This is a genomic window from Pseudomonas sp. S2_H01 (assembly GCF_054668305.1).
Genome location: NZ_CP162756.1, coordinates 2,857,928 through 2,878,790, shown reverse-complemented (window position 1 = coordinate 2,878,790; position 20,863 = coordinate 2,857,928). Strand labels below are relative to the sequence as shown.

Sequence of the window (20,863 nt, the reverse complement as noted above, 5' to 3'; positions counted from 1 at the left end):
TTTAAACTCTCATTTCTGAAAACAAGGGCCGCTCTTAACAGCGGCCCTTTTAGCTTTCGTTCAACCCGGTATTTGCCCCATGAAGAGCCAAACCATCCGCCGCTGGTCGTTCATCCACACGTGGAGCAGCCTGATCTGCACGCTGTTCCTGCTGATGCTTGCCATCACCGGTCTGCCGCTGGTGTTCCACCACGAGATCGAGGAGCTGACGGGTGGGGCACCGGTCCTCAAGGAAATGCCCGCCAATACGCCGCGCATGGATCTGCAGCAACTGGTGAAAGCGGCCCAAGCGCATCGTCCGGGCGAAGTGGTGCAGTATTTCGGCTGGGACGAAGACGAGCCCAACGGCATGTATGCCTTCATGGGCAAAACGGCGGGTGGCGATCCCAACGACACGCACACCTTCATGCTCGACGCGCGCAGCGGCGAGGCGGTGGAAACCCCATCGGCCAACGGCGGTTTTATGAACATCATGCTGCGTCTGCACGTGGACATGTACGCAGGACTGCCCGGCAAGTTACTGCTGGCCTTCATGGGCCTGCTCTTTGTGTTAGCGATTATTTCGGGTGTGGTGTTGTACGCCCCGTTCATGCGCCGACTGGATTTCGCCACCGTGCGGCCGAACAAATCGACCCGGGTGCGCTGGCTTGACCTGCACAACCTCATCGGCGTCGTCACCTTGACCTGGGCCTTTGTCGTCGGCTTGACCGGCGTGCTCAATGCCTGCGCCGACCTCGTGATCGCGCAATGGCGCAACGACTCGCTGGCCGCGATGGTTGCCCCCTGTCGCGATGCGCCACCACTGACGGAGCGCGCACCGGCAACCGACTTGCTGCGCATCGCGCAGACCACCGTTCCGGGCTCGGAGCCATCGTTCATCGCGTTCCCCGGTTCGCGGTTTTCCAGCGAGCACCACTACGCGGTGTTCATGAAGGGCAACACGCACCTGACCTCCCACTTGCTGACGCCCGTGCTGATCGATGCCGAAACCCTGAACGTAACCGCGATCGTCAGCAGCCCTTGGTACATGGACGCGTTGCTGCTCTCGCAACCGCTGCACTTCGGCGATTACGGTGGCATGCCGATGAAAATCCTCTGGGGCATTCTCGACGTGCTGACCATCATCGTCCTGGGCAGTGGCGTCTATCTGTGGTGGGTGCGCCGTCGCGCCGCAGCAACCGTCAACGTGCCTCAAGCGGTGGAAGCGGCATGACAAGGCACAAAAAGCACCCGGCGTTCTGGAAAACCTTCGCCAAGCCAACCTGGATCGCACTCCTGACCGCCATCGGCCTGTTCGCCGCGCTGCTGGGCGATGGCGCGTGGGATGTTCTTGCCTGGGTGGGCATGGCGATTCCAGCGTGGCTGAGCATCAAGGGGTTGATGGTGCGCCGCAGGATTTAATGGCGCCAATCGCGTCGGCTGTTCGGCCCGTTGCGGCCGGACATTGCGCAGCGCTCTGGGCCTGACTAGTCTAAGGGCCGGTTCGACCAGAGGAATGCCCATGTCTGCTCCCAGCATGACGCTGTACTACAACGCGGCTTCGCCTTTCGCGCGCAAAGTGTTGATTCTGCTGCACGAAACAGGACAGACAGGACGGGTCAATTTCAAACCGGTCAATGTCACCCCGGTCAATCCTCACCCTGAGGTGTGCCACGACAATCCGTGCGGAAAAATCCCGGCGCTCTGCCTGGCCGACGACAATGTCCTACACGACAGTCGGGTGATCCTCGATTATCTCGACCACCAGCATGTTGGCAATCCTTTGATTCCACGCGACGGCTCAGCACGCTGGAGACGCCTCACGCTGGCGTCCCTGGCGGACGCCGTGCTGGATGCCGCGGTGCTGAACCGCTACGAAACCTTCCTGCGGCCCGAAGAGAAGCGCTGGGACGAATGGGTCGATAACCAGAGCGAGAAAATTTCCCGCTCGTTGGCCTATTTCGAAACCGAAGCGGTCACCGAGCTAAGTGCGCACTTCGACATCGCGTCGATCAGCCTGGCCAGCGCGCTCGGTTACCTCGACTTCCGCCAACCCAATCTGGGCTGGCGCAGCCGCTACCCGCGCCTTGCCAACTGGTATTACGAAGTCAGCCAGCGTCCGTCGATGCTGGAGACCCAGCCACCTGCGTGAATCCCGCAGACTCGCCTGATTTCCCTGTGGGAGCGAATTTATTCGCGAGACGCCGGGACGGTCGATCGACATTCATCGGATGTACCACCGCATCGCGAATGAATTCGCACACAGTTGATCAGCGTCGCCCCTTGGGCCTTCTATCAGCACTCCGGTTTGTCGGCGGTATAACGACGCGCCGGGTTCACCGCTGCGCCGAACTCGCGCAAGGCTTTGGCGCCGATCAGCAGCGGGTAGTTGAAGTGGCTGCGGTCGACCAGGTTGACCTCGACGGTACGCTTGACGTTGCCCAGGCACAGTTCCAGATCCACCACCGGGCGCTTGGTCGGGTCGACCGGTTCATCGTCGTCCTCGCCATCGGAGCGGCCTTTGATACGGCTGATGCGCGACACTTTGTGCTCGTAGACCTTGTTATCGGCATCCTTGGTGGCCAGGCGGAAACGCACCCAGTCGTCGCCATCACGTTTGAACAGTTCGATATCCTTGGCCGAGAGCGACGCCGTCAGGGCGCCGGTGTCCATTTTCGCCTTGAAGGTCTCGCCAATTTCAGAGACCTGAATGTATTCATAGCGACCATACAACGTCGGTTCGGCGGCCATGACGGGCAACGCCAGCAGGGACAGAAGCGCCAGAAGGGATTTCACGTAACAGATTCCTCGCAATGAATGGGCGTCGCACGGGCCCGATTTTAGACCGCAACTTTGCCGTTCGTTCGCTCACTAAGGTAGAACACGATCCTACGGCTCCGCGCGTGAAACATTTGTGAGCGACCGCTGGATTTGGCTCTCGGGGCATAGCTGCTTATCATTGCCAGCCCTTTTCATGACCACGAGTGATTTATGCGTCACCTGCTCACCGGTATCGCTGTCACGCTGCTGTTGTTGCTCAATACCCTGGTGCTGTTCGGCCCGCTGATGGTCTTCGCGCTGCTCAAACTGGTGTTCCAGAGCGAACTGCGCGACCGCTGCTCGTGGGCGGTGATGTGGATTGCCGAGACCTGGGTCGAGATCAACAAGCTGATCTTCAAGCTGTGCATCCCGACGCGCTGGGAAATCAGCGGCCACGAGGGACTGCGCGGCGACACGTCTTATCTGGTGATCAGCAACCATCAATCGTGGGTGGACATCCCGGCGCTGGTCCAGGCGCTGAATCGTCGCACGCCATTTTTCAAATTCTTCCTGAAGAAAGAACTGATCTGGGTACCGTTCCTGGGGCTGGCGTGGTGGGCGCTCGATTATCCGTTCATGAAGCGCTACACCAAAGCGTTCCTGGCGAAACACCCGGAGCTCAAAGGCAAGGATCTGGAGATCACCAAAGAAGCGTGCGAGCTGTTCAAGCGCCAGCCGGTCACGGTGGTGAACTACCTGGAAGGCACACGCTTTACCCCGGTCAAACACGCCGAACAGGCCTCGCCCTATCGCTACCTGCTCAAGCCCAAAGCAGGCGGCGTGGCGTTTGTTCTTGCCGCTTTGGGTGAGCAACTGGACGCGGTGCTCGACGTGACAGTGGTCTACCCCGGCGCCCGTATTCCCGGCTTCTGGGACCTGATTTCAGGTCAGGTGCCACGGGTGATCATCGACATCCAGACCTGCGAACTCGACCCCGCGCTATGGCAAGGCGATTACGAGAACGACCCGGTGTTTCGTGAGTACGTGCAGGAATGGGTGAATCGGTTGTGGGTTGAGAAAGATGCGCGGATACAGGCGTTGCAGGGAGAACGGACAAGCGGCTGATTCTTTTCAGGCGCGCGCCGAAGACCTTGTTCATGTCGCCCAAGTCAACTCAGCCTTGATCGCCTTGCCCGCTGTCACTGTCGATACGCTACTCAAACCTGAAAACAAAGCAACCCTGACCAAAATCCTTACCTGTTACGGCACCTGACAAGTGCCAGGTATCCTCACTAGCTGGAATCGGCCCACTGTAGACTCATCGTGTGCCGTGCATGGGCCATGCAGCCGATCTCGGTAACCCAACTCAAAACCTGCCTTGCAGCCAGTGAAGTCGTCGCAAACCAACTCGCCATTCCCGCTGCAAGGATGTTTCGGGCATGTTCGTCTGGGCAGCTCGGGCTGAAGCCGTAAACGAGCGCCGCCGATCAGAGAACGGCCCGGCGGTATAGGCCAGACGTACACGCCTTTTCAACATGATCGACACGAGTGCCTCATACCCCGCCGTTCGGGATCAGCAGTCAGGCTGCGGCCAGTCCTCCATCAATCAGGTAAATCGCGAAAGAAAAAGTCACGATCGACAGCACTGTACTGACCAGGATGGAGGTCGCGGCTTCACTCTGATAGGCGCCGGTCTGATTCGCGAACATCGCCGGGATGGTCGCCGACGGAAGCGCGCAAAGCAGAATCATCTGTTGGGCGTAAATCCCATGGGTGCCCATCAACACAGTGGCGGCGAACATCAGCACGGGGTGAACAAACAGTTTGAGCCCAAGGTTGCCCCACACCTCACCCGACATTTTCAGTTTCTCGGACGACATGATCAGTCCCAGGCACAGCAGGGAAACACCAGGCGTTGCCTTACCGAGAAGATTGAGTGACTCCACAGCAATCGGCGGCAGCTTGACCTGCAGCAGCGAAATCAGAATGCCAAGAGCCGGTGCCCACATCAGCGGACGGCGTACCGCTCCCGACAGGCTCGACACGAACGCCTGGGTGCCACTGCCTTTTCCATCGGCGATAGTCAGTAGCATGGTTGTCAGCGGGATCATCGCAAGGCTCGCGACCAGGTTCAGCACCAGCACCGAATAAATGCTGCCGGCTCCGTACATTGTCGCGAGGATCGGGATGCCCATAAAGGCGGCGTCCGGGTACCCGTTGACGAAGCCCTTGAGTGTTGCGACCTTGAGATTGCGCGTGGTGAACCAGCCAATTGCCAGCGCGATCGCATACATGCCCATGATGCCGATAAACGTGGCCGCTACGAATTTGAAGTCAAAGAGCTGTTCACGAGGCGTGCTCGCCATCCCGACAAATAGCAGTGCCGGAAAAATCCATCCGAGTACCAGCCGACTGATCAGCAGGCTGTCCGAATGAGTGAGCCGGCCCCGCTTGCCAGCGATGTAGCCAAGCGCGATCACAAAGGCGACGGGCAAAATCGGCCCTACGATTCTGTCTAACATGTGCTCAATCCTCGTATTTATTTTTATCAAGAATGTCGTCGTGGCTGATCGATGCCGAAACGGCGGTGGTCGCGTTGGCGTCGATCAAGTGGTCGGTTAGGGTTTGAAGCGGTAGTCTCGAATGACGTCCTGGTCCGGCTCGATTCCAAGCCCCGGCCCTTGCGGCACGTCGATGCGGCCGTTACGCGGGATGATTGCGTCGCCATAGAGTTGTGCTTCGAGATCGAAGTAACGCCACTCGACCAGAGACTTCGCACCACCCAGGGCGGCACTGCCATGCACGGCGGCCAACAGGCCCGGGCCGTCATAAAAGGCGTGAACCATCACGGTGACGCCATGGGCATTGGCCAGCGCATATACTTTTTGCAGTTCGGTGATGCCGCCCATTTTTGCCGGGCTGGGCTGGATGAAATCGACCGCGCCAGCCTCAAGCAGATGCTGGAAGTCCATCAGCGTCGACGCATTCTCGCCAGCCGCAACCGGAATGCCGCCGTGCTGGCGTACCCGTGCAAGGCCCGCATAGTCTTCCGGCGGCCACACCGGTTCTTCGATCCAGCGCAGGTTCAACGGGCGCAGTTTCTCGGTCATATCCAGTGCTTCACGCACCGACCACGGGGCGTTGACGTCGAGGGTGATTTCCACGCCGGGGCCTGCGGCTTCGCACGCGGCGCGGATGACGTCTGGGTTCACTTCATGCAGCTTGAGATGACGGAAACCACTGTTGACCGCGCGCTGCACATTGACCCGAATCAGTTCAGGGTCGGCATAGCGGATCAAGCTTGCATAGGCCGCGAGCGAAGTGGCTTCGCTGCCACCCAGGAGTTGGTAGATCGGTTTGCCAGCCGCTTTGCCGGCGATATCCCACAGCGCGATGTCAATGGCCGAGAGGCCATAGATGAACGCGCCACTGCGACCGAAGACGTGGAACTTCTTTTGCAGGTCGCCCTGCAATTTCTCGCGCCGCGTGACATCAGTGCCGATCATTTCGGGCGCCAGGATCGTGTCGATCACGACCTTCACTGCCGGTATCGCGGTGAAGCCAAAGGTTTCGCCCCAGCCGACGATCCCCTCGTCCGTGGTGACTTTAACCACCAAGGAATCGACCATCTGCAGGTCTTTCGGCCCCCACACCCCGCCGGCCGATGGACCGCCCGTAGTGAAGGGAATCCGAAGCGGAATAGTTTCGATGCTGGCAATTTTCATAGGGCCTCGCCTCAAGCAGGTTGCGTGGAAGGCGCGGCGATTTTCTGAGTTCGCCCGTGCCAGGTTGAGGCTAACGTACACGACGTCCTGTTGTCCTTCAACTGAACAACAGGCGCCTCTCGCAGGCTCCGAGTCTAAAATCTACTCAACTAATTGATTTATATGGATTTTAATTCTTATTACCAATACGAAATTCAGTTTTAACTGTTGGGAACAAGTCTTCTGATGTAGATTAAGAAGACAAGCGGAAGGATGAAAAAGAATGAGTGAAATGAATGTTCAACCCGTGGCGCGGCGACCTCATCTGGCTGAGCACATCGCCCGCTCACTGAGCGATGAGATTGCGTCTGGACGGTTGCGTCCCGGAGACCGCCTGCCCACTGAACAGTTTCTTTCGCAAAATTTCGGGGTAAGCAGGAACGTCGTACGGGAAGGGATCGCGACGCTTCGAGCGCAGGGTCTGATCCAGTCACGTCAGGGCGTGGGCGTGTTCGTCTCCGCAGCGCCCCAATCGGAGGAGTCTTCCCCGCAGCGCAAGCCCACGTCTTTGCTGGACGGTGACAATACGATTCGCAACATGTTCGAAGTGCGGGCCGTACTGGAAAGCCAGGCTGCCGCGCTTGCGGCGACGCACATGACGGCTCACAAGCTGAAAACGATCCAGGCTGCGGTCCTGCGAATGCAGTACGAAGGCGAACCGACGCTGGACACCGTGAACGCCGACCTCGACTTCCATCGGGCCGTGGCCGCAGCATCTGGCAATGACTATCTCGAGACGATGATTCGCACGGTGCTCGAACCGATGCGGGCACTGATCACCATGAACTTTGCGCGACGAGGCCCGGTGTTCAGCAATATTCCACATGCAGCACGCGGTGAGCATGAGGAGCTTGTGCAGGCGTTGACTGACCGGAATGCAGCGGCGGCACGTCAGATCATGGGGCAGCATATCGTCAGTGCAGCATCCCGATTCGGCTACGACATCGCTTTCTTCTAATGTCGATCAGCAGATGGCAGTTGTCTCGTTATCCTACAAGAGAGCTTTCATTCCTGCCTGATACCTGGCCCTCATACCCGGCCGATCATGCCTGCTGCGCGTCAAAGCATTACTTCGCACCCCAAACCCCGCTCAGCGCCGACAACGCCGAGCCGCTTGCGCCCTGCTGACCCAGGTATTGCAGGATCACCGGTACAAACTGGCTGACCATGCCGCTGTCCATCCCGAGCGCACCGAAGGCCTTGTTCACGTCGCCCATGCTTTGCACATTGCCCAGCGCGCTGCTGATCGCCGAGTTGCCGTTGCCAGAGCTGCCACCGAGCATGCTGCCCAGACCGCCGAGGCTACCCAATGCGGTAGTGCCCGACAGTTGATCGAGACCCGGCACTGACTGGGTCAGGCTGGAGTAGTCATTGCCGGCCAGTTTGTTCTTGGCCAGTCCCAGCAATGCGCCGGTACCGCCCACTGCTTGTTGCGGCGTGACATTCAATTGCGTGCCCAGCGTGTTGAGCAGTCCGGCGGCTTCCGGGGCAGCGGTGGCTTTCTGTTGTCCACCCGTGGCGCCGGAAATAGCGTTCGCCGCATCGTTCAGGTTGAAGGCGAAGACCGGTGATGCTGCAAGCGCCATCAAAGTCGCCAGTGCAGCGCCGCGTGTGTTTTTCATTGAAACCTTCATTGAACCCACCTCATTTGCCAGAGAACCGGCCATGGCCGGGTAAACACGCGTTGGACCCTTATGCAGAGATAAGTTCCAAAGGCCCAGCCTTCACCGCACCTGAGAAATAGATGCGCCGGCCTGCATCCACTTTATAGGCGGGCAACGTATCCCCTGCATGAGCCGCAAGGGTCGCGACCGCGTCGCCTGACAGGCGGTGGATTTCCCATTTCTCGGACGAGTAAAAAAGGTGAATGGAACTGCGGCTCAACCTGGACTAACCTGCCAGCATTCGGGCGATCAACGAGGTCGTCGTCGTTTTCATGTCTGGAGAGTGCCCATTTCTTCTGTCGACGCCGATGAGCTCCGGCAATTGCTGGCTCAGTGTTCACTGGGTAACCGCCGCGCTTTCGAAAGCCTCTACCGCAAGGTTTCGGGACACTTGTTTGCCGTGGCCCTTCGCTGCATGGGGCACCGCGATCAGGCTGAAGACGTGGTGCAGGAAGCCTTCGTGCGGATCTGGAACAGCGCCTCTCAGTACGATGCCAACCTCTCGGCGCCGATGACCTGGATGGTCAGCATCACGCGCAACAAGGCGATCGATCAGTTACGCAAACACCGCGAAGAGCCGCTGACCGACGAACAGGCCCAGGCGCTGTTCGATCAGGCACCTTCCGCGCACGAGCAAATGGAAAGCCACCGGGATGCCAAAGCACTGCAGCGCTGCCTCGACACGCTCGAAGGCATGCAGCGTCAGTCGATCATCACCGCGTACTTCCATGGCGCATCCCACGGTGATCTGGTGACACAGCTGGCCGCGCCGCTGGGCACGGTCAAATCGTGGATACGCCGAGGCATGGAACGTCTGCGCAGGTGCCTCGAATCATGAACTATCGCCAACCCGAACTGCGCCGCGCACTGGCTGCCGATTACGCCATCGGCCTGATGCCCTCGACCGCTCGCAGACGCTTTGAAACCCTGCTGCTGGATGATCCGACACTGCGTGCGGAAGTGGCTCAATGGCAGGAAAACCTGGTCGGCTTGACCACATCCCTTGAGCCTCAACCGGTCCCTGAGCGCGTGTGGCAACACATCCTCGCGAGGATCGAACCGCAGCGCCTGCACGTGCCGGAAAAACGGCCGTTCTGGAGCTGGATGCGCGTTACTGCGGTGGCCTGCACGCTGGTCGTCGCCGTCATCGTCGGCGTGATCAATAACCGTGACACACCTGCCTTCAACGCCACGCTGGTCGCGTCCAACCAGCAACCGGCGCTGACGGTGCAAGCCTTTGACCGTTATCTGAAAGTCGAGCCGGTCACCGTAGCGTCTGTGGAAACCGGTCGCAGTCTTGAACTGTGGGCCATTCCGGTAGATGGCGTTCCGGTGTCGCTGGGCGTCATCCCGGACAACGGAAAAGGCCGTGTCGAGCTGAACGAAAGCCAGCGCAAATTGCTCGGGACACAGACCACAATGGCGATCACGCTGGAACCCAAAGGTGGCTCGCCATCGGGCAAACCGACCGGGCCGGTTCTGTACAAAGGGCAGTTGGCATCGTTGTGACGCTGGTCACGGTACAGCGACGTCAATCAGCCTTTGTGGCTCGAAGAGCCGGGCAAGCTGACGCGTCCAGAGCGCCGACCCTGCCCGGACAGGCGGGCGTCGGCTGAACGCGCTGGCGAACTGTTCTCCATTGCGCAGCTTCTCACGCAGGCTCGTGAGCCTGAGTCCGCCTTGATGATCGCGCTCCCAGTAAAGCGGCTCGCTGAAATACCGCACCCGGGTCGCCACTTCCGGCGACGCTTTGATCCCCTGAAGATGCTGCCACCAGGACCTGTCCACGGGCGTTTTCTGCGCCTGGCGATGGGCGTGCAACGACGAGGGTGGCAGTCGTGCGTGGGTAGTCAGCGAGAAACCGGACAGCCAAGGCGCCCATAAATGAGAGGCGCCACTGACAAAACATTCGCCCGGTGCAAAATCAGCCTCGCAGTCCTCTTGTTGACGGTACGCCGGTGCGATCCGGACATGCTGCCGATAAGCGGAGCGATACCCCGACTGACACACCTGCTTGGGAATACCCGCCCACATGCAAGCATTGGCATTCTCGAAGAACGCGGTGGAAGAAATCCAGCGCTGCGCATCCGGCCCCAGCTCGTCACTCGCCAATCCGGCGGGCACCACAAAAAAACACACCCCGATCCACACGAAAACCAATGTCTGTAGCGCCCGCATCAACATGTATTGCCCACGACCTGAAAAAAACCGGGCGGACAAATAGCACGCAGAACCGACGCTCGATACAAGCGGGGTCGTAAGTCAAAATTTCCTTTCTAAATTGCAGAAATGCCCTACGCGGTTCACTGCAACAGCTTACGACAGACACAAAAAAAGCGACCCGGAGGTCGCCTTTTTCTTGTCCCTTACGGCATCAAGCCGCGCTGAACAGCTTGTGTGGGTCGATCACGAATTTCTTCGGTACGCCCGCATCGAATTCGCCGTAGCCACGCGGTGCGTCGTCCAGACTGATCACCTGCACGCCGACCACTTCCGCGATGTTGATGCGGTCCCACATGATGGCTTGCATCAGTTGGCGGTTGTACTTCATGACCGGGGTCTGGCCGGTGTGGAAGCTGTGGGATTTCGCCCAGCCCAGGCCGAAGCGGATGCTCAGGCTGCCCATTTTGGCGGCAGCGTCGACCGCACCCGGGTCTTCGGTGACGTACAGGCCGGGGATACCGATCTTGCCGGCAACACGCACCACGCCCATCAGCGAGTTGAGCACGGTGGCCGGAGCTTCCGCCTTGACGCCAGCATGACCGTGACCACGGGCTTCGAAGCCCACGGCATCGACGGCGCAGTCCACTTCAGGCTCGCCCAGCAGTGCGGCGATCTGTTCGTGCAACGGAGTGTCCTTGGACAGGTCGGCGATTTCGAAGCCTTGGGCTTTGGCGTGCGCCAGGCGAACAGGGTTGACGTCACCGACGATCACCACAGCAGCGCCCAGCAGACGCGCCGAAGCAGCAGCGGCCAGACCCACAGGGCCGGCACCTGCGATGTACACCGAGCTGCCCGGGCCGACGCCGGCCGTCACTGCACCGTGGTAACCGGTTGGCAGGATGTCCGAGAGACAGGTCAGGTCGCGGATCTTTTCCATCGCCTTGTCACGATCAGGCAGTTTGAGCAGGTTGAAGTCGGCATAGGGCACCAGCACGTATTCGGCCTGGCCACCGGTCCAGTCGCCCATGTCGACGTAACCGTAAGCGCCGCCAGGACGGGCCGGGTTGACGGTCAGGCACACGCCGGTGTGTTGTTCTTTGCACGAGCGGCACAAGCCACAGGCGACGTTGAACGGAACGGATACCAAATCGCCGATCTTCAGGTTTTCGACGCCGCTGCCCATTTCGATCACCTCACCGGTGATCTCGTGGCCCAGAACCAAGCCGACCTGGGCCGTGGTACGACCGCGGACCATGTGCTGGTCAGAGCCGCAGATGTTGGTGGATACCACGCGCAGGATGACGCCGTGCTCAATCTTCTTGCCGCGCGGGTCCTGCATTTTTGGATAGTCAATTTTCTGTACTTCGACCTTGCCTGCGCCGAGATACACCACACCACGATTACCAGACATGCTTTCACCTCGCTGAATTGTTTTTATGGATGCAGCTGTGTAACGGAGAAATGCGTTGCTTGGTGTTGCTGCAACGCACTGGTTGCTCTGGATTTGAATTCGTTCATCGGCCCTGTAGGAGCGCTTGCCCGCGACCCAAGCGGCGCGGTGTATCAGACAGACCGCGTCCGCGTTCATCGCGGGCAAGCGCGCGCCTACAGGTCAAAGCACTACAGTCCTGTTGGCGTTCAGGAACACACGCCGTTCAATGTGATACCCCACCGCCCGGGCCAGGGTCAGGCCTTCGATGTCGCGGCCCTTGGCGATCAGGTCCTCGGGGTAGTGACTGTGGTCCACCACCTCGACGCCCTGGGCGATGATCGGACCTTCGTCCAGATCGTTGTTGATGTAATGCGCGGTCGCACCGACCAGTTTCACGCCTTTGTTGTAGGCCTGGTGGTAAGGCTTGGCGCCCTTGAACCCAGGCAACAACGAGTGATGAATATTGATCGCGCGGCCGTCGAGCTTGCGGCACAACTCCGGCGACAGCACCTGCATGTAGCGGGCAAGCACCACCAGTTCAGCCCCTGTGTCTTCGATCACCTGCATCACCTTGGCTTCCTGCGAAGGTTTGTCGTTGGGGTCGAGGGCGAAATGGTAGTAGGGAATGTCGTGCCAGCGCGCCAAAGGTTCGAGATCGGGGTGATTGGACACCACCGCGACGACATCCATCGACAGCTGGTTGATGCGCTGACGGTAGAGCAGGTCGTTTAGGCAGTGATCGGCCTTGGAGACCATGATCACGACTTTTGGCCGGTAGTTCGGCGCCGTCAGCTCGAAGATCATGCCGAACGCTTCACCCCGTTCAGCCAGGCCTGCTCGAAAAGAGGCCTCATTGAAGCCATCAGGCTGACGGAATTCGACACGGATGAAAAAACGGCTGGAGAGCCGGTCATCGAACGAATGGTGCTCGGTGACGTAGCAGCCCTGCTCGAACAGGTAACGCGTCACCGCGTCCACCGTGCCCAATACGCTCGGGCAGTCGGCAGTCAAAATCCAGGTATCGGGGGCGCGGCTCATAGTTATTCCTCGGATCGTTCCCACGCTCTGTGTGGGAATGCAGTTCAGGACGCTCCGCGTCCTTCACATGGGACGCGGAGCGTCCCGGGATGCGTTCCCACGCGGAGCATGGGAACGATCAGTGCTTACGCCGCGACGCCCAGGCCGTACTCAGCGCTCGCGTCCTGCAGCCACAGCCACCAGTAATCGGCGAAGCTGCGGCGGATGACCAGTTCCCAGGTCTCTTCGCCGGTACGACGGATGACCAGTTGCGACTTGGCGAACACGGTGCCGACGGCTTTGCCCACCGGGAAGTTGCTTGGGTGGACGTCATAGCTGGTGGACTTCATCAGCACTTCACGGACGTTCGGGCCGGTCAGCTCCAGCAGCGATTGACCGCCACTGACGTTGACCACCTGAATGTGCAGGCCGGCCAGCGCTTCACGCAGTTTCTGTTCGGCCGCGAACTCTTCACCGGTCGGTACGATCAGTAGCCACTCATCCGGGCCCATCCATTGAATCGAGCTTTCACCACTGGTCACCAGCGCCAGTGCGCCCGGCAGTTCCATGCCCAGCGCCTTGTGCACGCCAGCGGCGAACGCTGGATCGTGGGCATCGCCACGAATAGTCAGGTGGCCCAGCAATTTTTTCTCGCGCAGCACCACACCCGGGTTGGTGCGGCCTTTGCCAACCAGGCTTTTCAGGTCGGCGTGAAACAGAGGCGACTCGACTTTGACGTCGGTCATGGGCCGCTGTTGGTAAACGTTGGCTGTGGTCATAGAGCACCTGTTTTGAATTCTGTTGTGTTGCCGAAGCGCCTCACTGTAGGAGCGCGCTTGCCCGCGAATGCGCTGTGTCAGTCACCATCGATGTATTTGATCTGACGCATTCGCGGGCAAGCGCGCTCCTACAGGTCAAAACCGTGGGAGCGAACTTTCGCCCTCTTACTCCACGTTCTGCCGGTCACCCTTCGGATCGAAGAACACCGAGGACACGATTTCCGCCTCGATCACCGAGCCGTCAGCCTGTGGCGAGAACACACGCTCGCCCATGCGCTTCAGACCGCCCTTCACCACGCCCATCGCGAACGAGTAACCCAGCGAGTTGGCCGCGTAGCTCGACGTCACGTGACCGACCATGGTCATTGGAATCGACTGCTTCGGATCGAACACCAGTTGCGCGCCTTCCGGCAGCCACTTGTTCGGGTCGACAGGTTTCAGGCCCACCAGCTGCTTACGCTGATCACGCACGCAGTCTTCACGGTTCATGCCGCGCTGGCCGATCCACGAGAACGGTTTGGTGCGACCGACACACCAGCCCATGTTCAGGTCGTCCGGGGTCATCGAGCCGTCGGTGTCCTGACCCACGATGATGAAACCCTTCTCGGCACGCAGTACGTGCATGGTCTCGGTGCCGTAAGGCGTCAGGTTGTACTTCTTGCCCGCCTCGGCGATTTTTTCCAGAACGCCCATGGCGTAGTCGGCCTGGATGTTCACCTCGTAGGAAAGCTCACCGGTGAACGAGATCCGGAATACGCGAGCCGGTACGCCACCGACCAGACCTTCTTTCCAGGTCATGAACGGGAAGGCTTCACGCTCCAGATCGATGTCGGTCACTTCGCTGAGCAGCTTACGGCTGTTCGGGCCCGACAGGGTCAGGGTCGCGTAGTGGTCTGTCACGGAGGTGAAGTACACCTTCAGGTCCGGCCATTCGGTCTGCTGATAGATTTCAAGCCATTGCAGCACGCGTGCAGCGCCGCCCGTGGTGGTGGTCATGATGAAGTGGTTGTCGGCGACGCAGGCCGTCACACCGTCGTCGAAGACCATGCCATCTTCTTTACACATCAGGCCGTAACGCGCCTTGCCCACGTCGAGCTTGGTCCAGGCGTTGGTGTAGATGCGGTTCAGGAACTCACGGGCATCCGGACCTTGAATGTCGATCTTGCCCAGGGTCGAGGCGTCCAGCAGGCCGACGCTGTCGCGCACGGCTTTGCATTCGCGGCGAACGGCGGCATGGATGTCTTCACCGGCTTTCGGGAAATACCAAGGACGTTTCCACTGACCGACGTCTTCGAATTCGGCGCCGTTCTTGACGTGCCAGGCGTGCAGCGCAGTGAAGCGCACAGGCTCGAAGATGTGACCGCAGTGACGACCGGCTACCGCGCCGAAGGTCACCGGGGTGTAGTTCGGGCGGAACATGGTGGTGCCCATCTCAGGAATCGAGACGTTCAGCGAACGGGCCGCGATGGCCAGACCGTTGACGTTACCCAGCTTGCCCTGATCGGTGCCAAAGCCCAGCGCGGTGTAGCGCTTGACGTGCTCGACCGATTCGAAGCCTTCGCGGGTCGCCAGTTCGATGGCGGCGGCGGTGACGTCGTTCTGCAGGTCGACGAATTGTTTCGGCGCACGGGACGTGCCCTTCTCGTGCGGCACCTGGAACAGCGCCAGAGTCGGTTCTTCGACGCGGCTCAAGGCCTTCGGCATGACGCCTTCGACCAGTTGGAAACCGGCTTCGCTGGCGGCACGAACACCCCCTTCAAAACCGTCGGCCAGCGAGTCAGCCAGTGCGTAGACGCCGTTCACACCACCGACGCAAACACGCTTCTGAGGTGCTTCACCCGGTACGAAACCCAGAATCTCTTCACGCCAGACCGGCTTGCCGCCCAAATGGGACGCCAGGTGAACGATCGGGCTGTAACCGCCGGAGCTGGCGATCAGGTCGCAGTCGAGCCATTCACCAGGGCTGGTCACCTTATGCGCTTTGACATCGATGGCCGCAACGCGAGCACCGGTGACGCGCTTGCTGCCACGGGCCTCGATCACGGCGCTGCCGGTGAGGATGCGGATGCCTTTGGCACGCGCCTCTTCAACCAGTGCGCCACGCGGGTTGTGACGGGCGTCAGCAACCGCGATGACTTGCAGACCGGCGTCGAGCCAGTCCAGCGCAACGCGGTAGGCGTAATCGTTATTGGTCGACAGCACCAGCTTCTTGCCCGGCGCCACGCCATAACGGCGAACGTAGGTGGAAACGGCACCGGCCAGCATGTTGCCCGGCACGTCGTTATTGCCGTAAACCAGCGGACGCTCGTGAGTACCGGTGGCCAGCACGACACGCTTGGCGCGGACGCGGTGCATGCGCTGACGCACCTGGCCGATCGGCGCACGGTCACCGAGGTGATCGGTCAGGCGCTCGTGAATGGTCAGGAAGTTGTGGTCGTGGTAGCCGTTCACGGTAGCGCGCGGCAGCAGGATCACATTGGACAGGCCTTTGAGCTCGGCAACGACCGTGGCCACCCACTCCGCCGCTGGCTTGCCGTCCAGGCTCTCGCGGGAATCCAGCAAACTGCCGCCGAACTCTTCCTGTTCATCAGCCACGATCACGCGAGCACCGCTGCGCGCAGCTGCCAGTGCAGCCGCCAGACCCGCTGGGCCTGCGCCGACCACCAGCACGTCGCAGTGGTGGTTCATGTTGTCGTAGGTGTCCGGATCGATTTCGGTCGGCGAACGACCGAGACCGGCGGCCTTACGAATGTACTTCTCGTAGGTCATCCAGAACGATTGCGGGTACATGAAGGTTTTGTAGTAGAAGCCCGGCGGCATCAGCTTGCCGCCGACCTTGCCGAGAATGCCCATCATGTCGGTGTTCACGCTCGGCCAGCCGTTGGTGCTGGTGGCGACCAGGCCCGAGTACAGCGCTTGTTGGGTCGCGCGCACGTTCGGGATCTGGGTGGCTTCGGTCGCGCCGATTTGCAGGACGGCGTTCGGCTCTTCGGAACCGGCCGCGAAGATCCCGCGAGGACGTGAGTATTTGAAGCTACGGCCGATGATGTCGACGCCGTTGGCCAGCAGGGCTGCGGCCAGGGTGTCGCCTTCAAAGCCTTGGTAGGTCTGACCGTTGAAGCTGAAGTTCAGGACCTTGCTGCGGTCGATGCGGCCGCCATTGGGCAGACGATTGGACTGGCTCATACCTTGTCTCCCTTCCCGACGGCTGGAACCTTGTTGACGAATTGCGGCTTGGTGCCAATCGGATAGGTTTCGAGAATTTCGTAAGTCACGGTGTCACGCGTGGCGTTGAAGTACTGGCGGCAACCGGCGGCGTGAATCCACAGTTCGTGGTGCAGGCCGCGCGGGTTGTCGCGGAAAAACATGTAGTCGCCCCACTCTTCGTCGGTGCAGGCAGCCGGGTCCAGTGGACGCGGGATGTGAGCCTGACCTGACGCGTGGAATTCCTCTTCGGAGCGCAGTTCGCCACAGTGAGGACAGAAGATGTGCAGCATAGGAATTTCTCCTGTTAGTGGGCGACGGCAGCAGCGCCGTGTTCGTCGATGAGGGCGCCGTTGTGGAAACGGTCGATGGAGAACGGCTTGGCCAGCGGGTGCATTTCGCCCTTCGCCAGGCTTGCAGCGAAGACGTTGCCCGAACCCGGGGTCGCCTTGAAGCCACCGGTGCCCCAACCGCAGTTGAAGAACATGTTCGGCACAGGCGTCTTGGAGATGATCGGGCACGCATCCGGCGTGGTGTCGACGATGCCGCCCCACTGACGGTTCATGCGCACGCGCGACAGCACCGGGAACATCTCGACGATGGCCTGAATGGTGTGTTCGATGACCGGGTACGAACCGCGCTGACCGTAGCCCACCCAACCGTCGATACCGGCGCCGATCACCAGGTCGCCCTTGTCGGACTGGCTGATGTAGCCGTGCACGGCGTTGGACATGATCACGCTGTCGATAATCGGTTTGATCGGCTCGGACACCAGCGCTTGCAGCGGGTGGGATTCGATCGGTAGACGGAAGCCCGCCAACTTGGCCATGTGACCCGAGTTACCGGCGGTCACCACACCGACGCGCTTGGCACCGATGAAGCCTTTATTGGTTTCAACGCCGATGCACACGCCGTTTTCCTTACGGAAGCCGGTCACTTCGGTTTGCTGGATCAGGTCCACGCCCAACGCGTCGGCGGCGCGGGCAAAGCCCCAGGCCACAGCGTCGTGACGCGCGACACCGCCACGACGTTGAACCGTCGCGCCGATGATCGGGTAGCGGGTGTTCTTCGAGCAGTCCAGGTACGGGATTTCTTCGGCCACTTGCTTGCCGTTGAGCAGCTCGCCGTCCACGCCATTCAGGCGGTTGGCGCTGACACGACGCTCGGAATCACGCATGTCCTGCAGGGTGTGGCACAGGTTGTACACGCCGCGCTGGGAGAACATGACGTTGTAGTTCAGGTCCTGAGACAGGCCTTCCCATAGTTTCATCGCGTGTTCATACAGGTGAGCGGACTCGTCCCACAGGTAGTTGGAACGCACGATGGTGGTGTTACGGGCCGTGTTGCCGCCGCCCAACCAGCCCTTTTCGACCACGGCCACGTTGGTGATGCCGTGCTCTTTGGCCAGGTAGTAAGCCGTCGCCAGACCATGACCGCCGCCGCCGACGATGACCACGTCGTAGACTTTTTCGGGGTCGGCGTGCGCCACATGCGCTGCCAGTTTTCGTGGTGGCTGAGGGAGTGTTTGAAGAGGCCGAAGCCTGAGTAATGTTGCATGGTGCTACTCCTGACTCAGCGGTAAACCGGGAAATCGGCGCACAGCGCGGCAACCTGACCGGCAACATTGGCCTCGACATCGGCGTCGCCGAGGTTGTCGAGAATGTCGCAGATCCAGCCGGCCAGCGTGATGCACTGGGTGACTTTGAAACCGCGGGTGGTGACGGCCGGGGTGCCGATACGAAGGCCCGAGGTCACGAACGGCGATTGTGGATCGTTCGGAACGGCGTTCTTGTTCACAGTAATGTGGGCGCGACCCAGTGCAGCGTCAGCGTCCTTACCGGTGAGACCCTGACGGATCAGGCTGACCAGGAACAAGTGGTTGTCGGTGCCACCGGAAACCACGTCGTAACCGCGATCGATGAACACCTGCGCCATGGCCTGGGCGTTGTCGATCACTTGCTGTTGATACGCCTTGAAGCCAGGCTCCATGGCTTCCTTGAAGCACACGGCCTTGCCGGCGATGACGTGCATCAGCGGGCCGCCTTGAGCGCCAGGGAAGACGGCAGAGTTCAGCTTCTTCTCGATTTCTTCGTTGGCCTTGGCCAGGATCAGCCCGCCACGAGGGCCGCGCAGGGTTTTGTGCGTGGTGGTGGTGACCACGTCAGCGTACGGCAGCGGGTTCGGGTACAGACCAGCAGCAACCAGACCGGCCACGTGGGCCATGTCCACGAACAGCAGCGCACCGACTTTGTCTGCGATCTGACGGAAGCGCGGGAAATCCAGGGTCTTGGAGTAAGCCGAGAAACCGGCAACGATCATCTTGGGCTTGTGCTCAACGGCCAGGCGCTCGACTTCGTCGTAATCGATCAGGCCGGTCTTGGTGTCGATGCCGTATTGAACAGCGTTGTAGAGTTTGCCCGAGGACGACACTTTGGCGCCGTGGGTCAGGTGACCGCCGTGGGCCAGGCTCATGCCCAGGATGGTGTCGCCCGCTTGAATGAGTGCCAGGTAGACCGCGCTGTTGGCCGACGAACCGGAGTGCGGCTGAACGTTGGCGTAGTCGGCACCGAACAGCTGCTTGGCGCGGTCGATGGCCAGTTGCTCGACCTTGTCGACGTGCTCGCAACCGCCGTAGTAACGCTTGCCCGGATACCCTTCGGCGTACTTGTTGGTCAGACCGCTGCCTTGAGCTTCCATTACGCGCTTGCTGGTGTAGTTCTCCGAGGCGATCAGCTCAATGTGATCTTCCTGACGCTGATCTTCGGCGTTCATCGCTGCCAAGAGTGCATCGTCATAACCCTGGATTTGGTCTTGCTTGCTGAACATCGCGGTTCTCCCAGCGGCGGCGCGGCGCCTGAATTATCGATAGGGCTTTGGATTGCCCCTTGGAAGCGATGGTATGGCCGACGCAGACTGCCTAGATGCCTACGGGCGCCACACAAAGGTGCGTTTACGACATGGATTGGCGGGGAGAGATAAATGCTCGGGCTCAGACCGATGCAGAGGACAAACTGTAGGAGCGCGCTTGCCCGCGATTGCGGCGTATCAGGCACCGTTGCAGTGTCTGGAAGAATGCTTCGCGGGCAAGCGTGCTCCTACAGAGAAGCGTGTTGCAAACAAAAATCCCCGGTCGAGACTAGGGTTTTTTGGGTGCGCATATGTCGCAATCAGACAGATCGACTCGCCGAACAAGTCGCGCGCTGACACGCATGTCCCGTTCTGACATTCCTCTTTATCGCCCCACCCCTTCAGACGAACGGGCGGTAAACCTGTCAAAACTGACAGTATTCAAATGCGCAAAGTGCGTTTACTTTCAATTCAACGGATTGAATAACAGCGGCTGCAAGAAGGAACTTGATTATGAGAACAATCGCCAGGTCGCATACGTTGACGCCTTCAGTCTGGAAGACGCTGGTATCAAAAAAGACCCGCCAGGCGTTGACGCCTGACCCCTTGCTCTTCCTTTCACAGAACGTGTTTCATGATTCAGAAAGACAAGGTTTCGTGAAGCTGAGGGTCATTCAAGAACTGCTGACGCTTGACGCCCTGGTAACAGTCTACGTTGAGGAAACGCAAGAGCTGCTCTCGACCCACGTATCCGTGGCGGACGCCAGATTTTACGCGACGACCCAAGATATCGTTCACCAGAACGGAGCCTTTAACTCCGTCATTCTCAAGGTCATTTCTTATGCAGAGGAAGTGGCGGTAGCCGATATCTATCTATGGGAAATACCCTCAACTGACGAGCCGGAAGCCATCGAGTCTGACTTACCGCTCTATCTTCCCAAAGGTACGAATTTTTATCTCAGCGCTACTGATGAAGACATCGTCGTCGACAGAACTTTCAGAGTGTCCGAGGAAGGCAACGTTTCGATTAACATCCGCACCGTGAACGGAGGCAGTTATTCCAGAATCGTCTCGACATCTGAAGCGGCAAGGTATGTACAACCAGGGGACTATTACGTCGAGAGCGGTTCAACCACGCTGTGCATGGTGTATGGCGTCACCACCCAACCGGACTCTCCGCTAACGCCGGTGATCAAATATACGGCGCTACCGGCTGCACCGAGCCCCGTCGCGGCCTCGGCGCATTGCCGATAA

The 20,863-nt window shown here is 59.9% G+C and carries 19 protein-coding genes and 2 pseudogenes; 8 read left to right on the top strand and 13 right to left on the bottom strand.

Annotated features, from left to right (window positions below; genetic code table 11):
- The first annotated feature begins 79 nt into the window (after positions 1-79).
- The 3 genes from AB4N84_RS12815 (at position 80) to AB4N84_RS12805 (ending at position 2,131) form a co-directional block, all read left to right on the top strand.
- Positions 80-1,213, top strand: a complete 1,134-nt coding sequence (locus AB4N84_RS12815) for a PepSY-associated TM helix domain-containing protein (RefSeq protein WP_460046607.1) — start codon at positions 80-82, stop codon at positions 1,211-1,213.
- Complete coding sequence (locus AB4N84_RS12810; RefSeq protein ID WP_074752279.1) at positions 1,210-1,401, top strand: hypothetical protein; 192 nt, start codon at positions 1,210-1,212, stop codon at positions 1,399-1,401. The genes AB4N84_RS12815 and AB4N84_RS12810 overlap by 4 nt, the downstream gene beginning before the upstream one ends.
- Before the next feature lie 100 nt (positions 1,402-1,501).
- The gene (locus tag AB4N84_RS12805; RefSeq protein ID WP_074752280.1) at positions 1,502-2,131 is read left to right on the top strand and encodes a glutathione S-transferase family protein; all 630 of its coding nucleotides are present in this window, start codon (positions 1,502-1,504) and stop codon (positions 2,129-2,131) included.
- A 143-nt stretch (positions 2,132-2,274) separates the two neighbouring features.
- On the opposite strand, the gene rloA2 is transcribed toward AB4N84_RS12805, so the two are convergent.
- Entirely contained in the window at positions 2,275-2,775 is a 501-nt protein-coding gene (rloA2, locus tag AB4N84_RS12800) for a retropepsin-like aspartic peptidase RloA2 (protein WP_074752281.1), read from the bottom strand.
- Between the two features lie 195 nt (positions 2,776-2,970).
- Here rloA2 and AB4N84_RS12795 point away from each other — a divergent pair, with 195 nt between their 5' ends.
- On the top strand, positions 2,971-3,864 hold the full coding sequence (locus AB4N84_RS12795; protein ID WP_460046605.1) for an acyltransferase: 894 nt from the start codon (positions 2,971-2,973) through the stop codon (positions 3,862-3,864).
- Between the two features lie 203 nt (positions 3,865-4,067).
- Here AB4N84_RS12795 and AB4N84_RS12790 read toward each other — a convergent pair.
- From AB4N84_RS12790 to AB4N84_RS12780, 3 genes and pseudogenes are all read right to left on the bottom strand, one after another.
- A pseudogene (locus tag AB4N84_RS12790) lies at positions 4,068-4,220 on the bottom strand (IS66 family transposase); the annotation flags it as partial.
- A gap of 99 nt (positions 4,221-4,319) precedes the next feature.
- The gene (locus AB4N84_RS12785) at positions 4,320-5,234 is read right to left on the bottom strand and encodes an AEC family transporter (RefSeq protein ID WP_460046604.1); all 915 of its coding nucleotides are present in this window, start codon (positions 5,232-5,234) and stop codon (positions 4,320-4,322) included.
- Between the two features lie 123 nt (positions 5,235-5,357).
- Positions 5,358-6,464, bottom strand: a complete 1,107-nt coding sequence (locus AB4N84_RS12780) for a mandelate racemase/muconate lactonizing enzyme family protein (protein WP_074752284.1) — start codon at positions 6,462-6,464, stop codon at positions 5,358-5,360.
- 262 nt (positions 6,465-6,726) lie between these two features.
- On the opposite strand from AB4N84_RS12780, the gene AB4N84_RS12775 reads away from it, so the two are divergent.
- Complete coding sequence (locus AB4N84_RS12775; protein ID WP_460046603.1) at positions 6,727-7,461, top strand: FadR/GntR family transcriptional regulator; 735 nt, start codon at positions 6,727-6,729, stop codon at positions 7,459-7,461.
- A gap of 109 nt (positions 7,462-7,570) precedes the next feature.
- On the opposite strand, the gene AB4N84_RS12770 is transcribed toward AB4N84_RS12775, so the two are convergent.
- The gene (locus tag AB4N84_RS12770) at positions 7,571-8,125 is read right to left on the bottom strand and encodes a DUF2780 domain-containing protein (protein WP_460046601.1); all 555 of its coding nucleotides are present in this window, start codon (positions 8,123-8,125) and stop codon (positions 7,571-7,573) included.
- A gap of 241 nt (positions 8,126-8,366) precedes the next feature.
- Between AB4N84_RS12770 and AB4N84_RS12765 the strand changes: the two genes are divergently transcribed.
- Both AB4N84_RS12765 and AB4N84_RS12760 read left to right on the top strand, forming a co-directional pair.
- The gene (locus AB4N84_RS12765; RefSeq protein WP_460046599.1) at positions 8,367-9,005 is read left to right on the top strand and encodes a sigma-70 family RNA polymerase sigma factor; all 639 of its coding nucleotides are present in this window, start codon (positions 8,367-8,369) and stop codon (positions 9,003-9,005) included.
- Entirely contained in the window at positions 9,002-9,676 is a 675-nt protein-coding gene (locus tag AB4N84_RS12760) for an anti-sigma factor (RefSeq protein ID WP_460046597.1), read from the top strand. Before AB4N84_RS12765 ends, AB4N84_RS12760 begins: the two co-directional genes overlap by 4 nt.
- A 6-nt stretch (positions 9,677-9,682) precedes the next feature.
- Here AB4N84_RS12760 and AB4N84_RS12755 read toward each other — a convergent pair whose 3' ends face one another.
- The 8 genes and pseudogenes from AB4N84_RS12755 to glyA form a co-directional block, all read right to left on the bottom strand.
- Positions 9,683-10,279: a DUF1190 domain-containing protein gene (locus tag AB4N84_RS12755; protein ID WP_460046596.1), complete on the bottom strand. Its 597-nt coding sequence runs from the start codon at positions 10,277-10,279 to the stop codon at positions 9,683-9,685.
- Positions 10,280-10,541: 262 nt separating this feature from the next.
- Positions 10,542-11,741, bottom strand: coding sequence for a formaldehyde dehydrogenase, glutathione-independent (fdhA, locus tag AB4N84_RS12750; RefSeq protein ID WP_074752290.1), 1,200 nt, complete (start codon positions 11,739-11,741; stop codon positions 10,542-10,544).
- Positions 11,742-11,942: 201 nt separating this feature from the next.
- On the bottom strand, positions 11,943-12,800 hold the full coding sequence (purU, locus tag AB4N84_RS12745) for a formyltetrahydrofolate deformylase (RefSeq protein ID WP_460046594.1): 858 nt from the start codon (positions 12,798-12,800) through the stop codon (positions 11,943-11,945).
- Between the two features lie 125 nt (positions 12,801-12,925).
- Complete coding sequence (locus AB4N84_RS12740; RefSeq protein WP_460046593.1) at positions 12,926-13,558, bottom strand: sarcosine oxidase subunit gamma; 633 nt, start codon at positions 13,556-13,558, stop codon at positions 12,926-12,928.
- Between the two features lie 165 nt (positions 13,559-13,723).
- On the bottom strand, positions 13,724-16,744 hold the full coding sequence (locus tag AB4N84_RS12735; protein ID WP_460046592.1) for a sarcosine oxidase subunit alpha: 3,021 nt from the start codon (positions 16,742-16,744) through the stop codon (positions 13,724-13,726).
- Positions 16,741-17,055 (bottom strand): sarcosine oxidase subunit delta, encoded by a 315-nt coding sequence (locus AB4N84_RS12730; protein ID WP_074752294.1) that lies wholly within the window; start codon positions 17,053-17,055, stop codon positions 16,741-16,743. Before AB4N84_RS12730 ends, AB4N84_RS12735 begins: the two co-directional genes overlap by 4 nt.
- Positions 17,056-17,069: 14 nt before the next feature.
- Positions 17,070-18,319: pseudogene (locus AB4N84_RS12725) on the bottom strand (sarcosine oxidase subunit beta family protein).
- Positions 18,320-18,334: 15 nt separating this feature from the next.
- Positions 18,335-19,588 (bottom strand): serine hydroxymethyltransferase, encoded by a 1,254-nt coding sequence (gene glyA / locus AB4N84_RS12720; RefSeq protein ID WP_074752296.1) that lies wholly within the window; start codon positions 19,586-19,588, stop codon positions 18,335-18,337.
- 534 nt (positions 19,589-20,122) lie between these two features.
- Between glyA and AB4N84_RS12715 the strand changes: the two genes are divergently transcribed.
- On the top strand, positions 20,123-20,863 hold the full coding sequence (locus AB4N84_RS12715; RefSeq protein ID WP_460046591.1) for a hypothetical protein: 741 nt from the start codon (positions 20,123-20,125) through the stop codon (positions 20,861-20,863).